This window comes from Sinorhizobium arboris LMG 14919, assembly GCF_000427465.1.
GTDB lineage: Bacteria > Pseudomonadota > Alphaproteobacteria > Rhizobiales > Rhizobiaceae > Sinorhizobium > Sinorhizobium arboris.
The window spans coordinates 796322-799691 of record NZ_KE386497.1; the positions used below are offsets into that span (position 1 = coordinate 796322).

1 protein-coding gene is annotated in these 3370 nt (G+C 66.7%); it reads right to left on the minus strand.

Annotation, left to right across the window (positions count from 1 at the left end):
* On the minus strand, window positions 1-3370 hold a 3370-nt coding region (locus tag SINAR_RS01000000134585; protein ID WP_033058535.1), incomplete at both ends, for a non-ribosomal peptide synthetase.

A 3370-nucleotide genomic window follows, 5' to 3' on the forward strand; every position in this document is an offset into this window, starting at 1 on the left:
AAATCCTCCACCGCCAGCGTCACGGGATAATTGGTGCGTTCCTCGCTCCCCAGCCACTCGATGCCCGACAGGTCCTCATTGGTTGTCGAGCCGGCGGCCGGGGTGTTGTGACGGTAGTTCAACAGCGCGCCGAACAGCGGCACCGGAGCTGCAACGCCGCTGCAGCGTTGCGCCAAGGCGAGCGAGGCATGCTCGTGCGCGAGCAGTTCGGAAAGCCGCGCATGTGTGGCCTGCACGCTCGCCGCAACCCCGGTTCCGTCGAGGTCGAGCCGCACAGGCAGGGTGTTGATGAACAGGCCCATCGTCCGGTCGGCGCCGGAGCCCGCATGCATGCGGCCGAACAGCACCGTGCCGAACACCACCTGCTCGCGGCCGCTGCTCCGCGCCACCACCTGGCCCCAGGCCAGATGGCAAAGGCTCGCCAGGCTCACCCCCAGCCGCCGCGCCTGTTCGCGCAGCCGATCGTTGAGCGCCGGCGGCAGCATCCGCCGTGCCTCGCTGGATCCTCGGCCATCGCCGCGCACCTCGCTCAGCCCGAACGGCAGGGTCGGCTCGTCGATATCGGCGAGCATCTTCCGGAAGAACTCCTCATGCGCCTTGGCATCCATGCCAAGCCGCGCCTGCGCCACCAGATTGCGGAACGGCTGCGGCGCATCAAGCGCATGCACGCGTCCCTCGAGAACCGCCTGGACCTCGGCATGCATCACTTCGGCCGTCGTGTGATCGCCGATCAGATGATGCTGCAGCTCCAGAAGCAGCCAGCGCTCGCTGCCAGGCTCGCGCGCGATCACGAAGCGCAACAAGGGCGCCTGGCCAAGATCGATGCGATGCTGGCGCGGATCGAAGCGGCGCTTCAGCTGCTCGTGGCCGAGACCGCCATCTTCCTCCAGCTCGACCTCGCTCACCGCCAGCGGCGCCTTGCGCCACACAACCTGCGCCGGGCTCGACAGACCCTGCCAGACAAAGGCGGTGCGCAGGATGTCATGGCGGTCGACCACCTGTTGAACCGCCGCAAGGTAGCGATCCAGCAGACCGCGATCGGCAAAGGCCATCTGCGAGACCAGCAGATAGGGATCGCCCTCGGTTGCCAGCAGATGGTGGAACAGAATGCCGTCCTGCAGCGGCGACAGGCCATAGATATCCTGGATGTTGCCGACGCCGCCGGGAACCGTCGACACGATCCGGTCGATCTCCTCCTGGGTCAGATCGATCAGCGGCAGCATCTCTGGCGTGATCGCCTCACTCTCTTCGGTGATCCGGTTGGCCGGCACCGCCACCTCGTGGTGGCTGCCAAGGCTTGCGGCGAGATCGCAAAGCACCGGCCTGGCGAACAGGGTGCGCACCTCGACCCCGAGCGACTGCCGCCGCAGCCGCTCCATCAGTTGCACTGCCAGCAATGAGTGACCGCCGAGCTCGAAGAAGTTATCGTGGCGGCCGACCCGCTCGACCCCGAGCAGCTCTGCCCAGATCCCCGCCAGCAGCGTCTCGATCGCACCCTGCGGCGCTTCATAGGCGGTGCGCGCATAGGCATCGTCGGCAGGGGCCGGCAGCGCCTTGCGATCGAGCTTGCCGTTCGGCGTCAGCGGCAGTGCGTCCAGCCGCACGAAGGCGGCCGGCACCATGTAGTCCGGCAGCAGGCCACCGAGATGCGCCCGCAACGCCGCGGCAAGCTCCACGCCATTCGCCTCGTCCGACCCGTCCGCCGCCTTCGCAACCACATAGGCGACGAGCCGCTTGTCGCCGGCGCGGTCGTCCCGCGCCACCACCACCGCCTCGCGCACCCGCTCGTGCTCGCAGAGCCGGGCGGCGATCTCGCCCGGCTCGATGCGGAAGCCGCGGATCTTCACCTGCTCGTCGTTGCGGCCCAGGAACTCGAGGTTGCCATCTGGCAGATAGCGCGCCAGGTCGCCGGTCCGGTAGAGACGGTCGCCTTCGACAAAGGCACTCGCGATGAACCGCTCCGCCGTCAGCTCCGGCCGGTTAAGGTAGCCGCGCGCCACGCCTGCCCCGCCGATATAGAGCTCGCCCACCGCCCCGAACGGCACGGGCGCACCAAAAGCGTCCAGCAGGTACACCCGCGTGTTCGATATCGGACGGCCGATCGGGACAATTGTCCCGTCAAAGTCATCGGGGCAGTTCCAGGCTGTAACGTCGATGGCAGCTTCCGTGGGACCGTATAGATTGTGCAGGCCAGTCCAAGGCAATACGCGTCTAGCCTTGCGCACAAGAGAGGCGGGAAGCGCCTCGCCACTGCACAGGAGACGCTGCAGCGATGTGCAGCGGTCGACACCCTTTGCATCGATAAAGCTGACCAACATGGAGGGTACAAAGTGTGCAGTGGTGATGCGTTGGTTGATTATCAAGTCTATAAGCGCGTCGGGGTCTTTGTGTGCAGCCGGAGGTGCCAATACGAGGCTGGCCCCTTCAAGCAAGGTCCAGAAGAACTCCCAGGCCGAGACATCGAAGCCAAATGGGGTCTTCTGCAAGACGACGTCAGTTGCCTTGAGAGCGTAGGCTTGCTGCATCCAGGCCAGGCGATTGATGATAGCGCGATGCTCATTCTGTGCTCCCTTTGGCGTTCCGGTGGAGCCGGAGGTGTAGATGACATAGGCGAGATGGCTGGAGGTCAGGCCGAGGGCATGCGGGTCGGGATCCGACGCCGGCAGTTCCGCCCAGGCCGGGGTGGCCGCGCCGAGATCGACCGCCGTCACATTGGCGAGTGCCTCGGCGCCCAGCGCTTCGCGGCCGGCGGCATCGCACAGCAGCCGCCGCGGGGCGGCATCGTCGAGCACCTGCCGCAGGCGGCCGGACGGATAGGCCGGATCGAGCGGCACATAGGCGCCGCCCGCTTTCAGGATCGCCAGCAGCCCCACCACCATCGCCGGGCTGCGCTCGACGCAGATCGCAATGCGCTCGTCCGGTTTGACCCCAAGCCCGATCAGATGATGGGCCAGACGGTTGGCCCGGGCGTTGAGCTCGCCATAGCTCAGCTCTTCATCCTCATGGACCACCGCCACCGCGTCCGGCGCCCGGCGCACCTGCGCCTCGAACAGCTCGTGGACGCAAAGCTCCGACGGGTACTCCGCTTCCGTCCGGTTCAGTTCCTCCAGCACATAGCGACGCTCGTCCGCCGGCAGGATGTCGATGCGGCCGACCGACTGCCCGACATCGGCAACCATCGCCCGCAGCAGCGCCAGCAGATAGCTGCGCTGCCGCTCGATCGTCGCCCGGTCGAACAGCGCCGTGGCATAGCCAAACGTTCCGGCGATCACCTCGCCCTCTTCGCGAAGGTCGAGCTCCAGATCGAACTTGACCTGATCGAGCCCCTCGCCTGCAGCCTCCACCCGCAGCCCCGGCAGGTCCAATGATC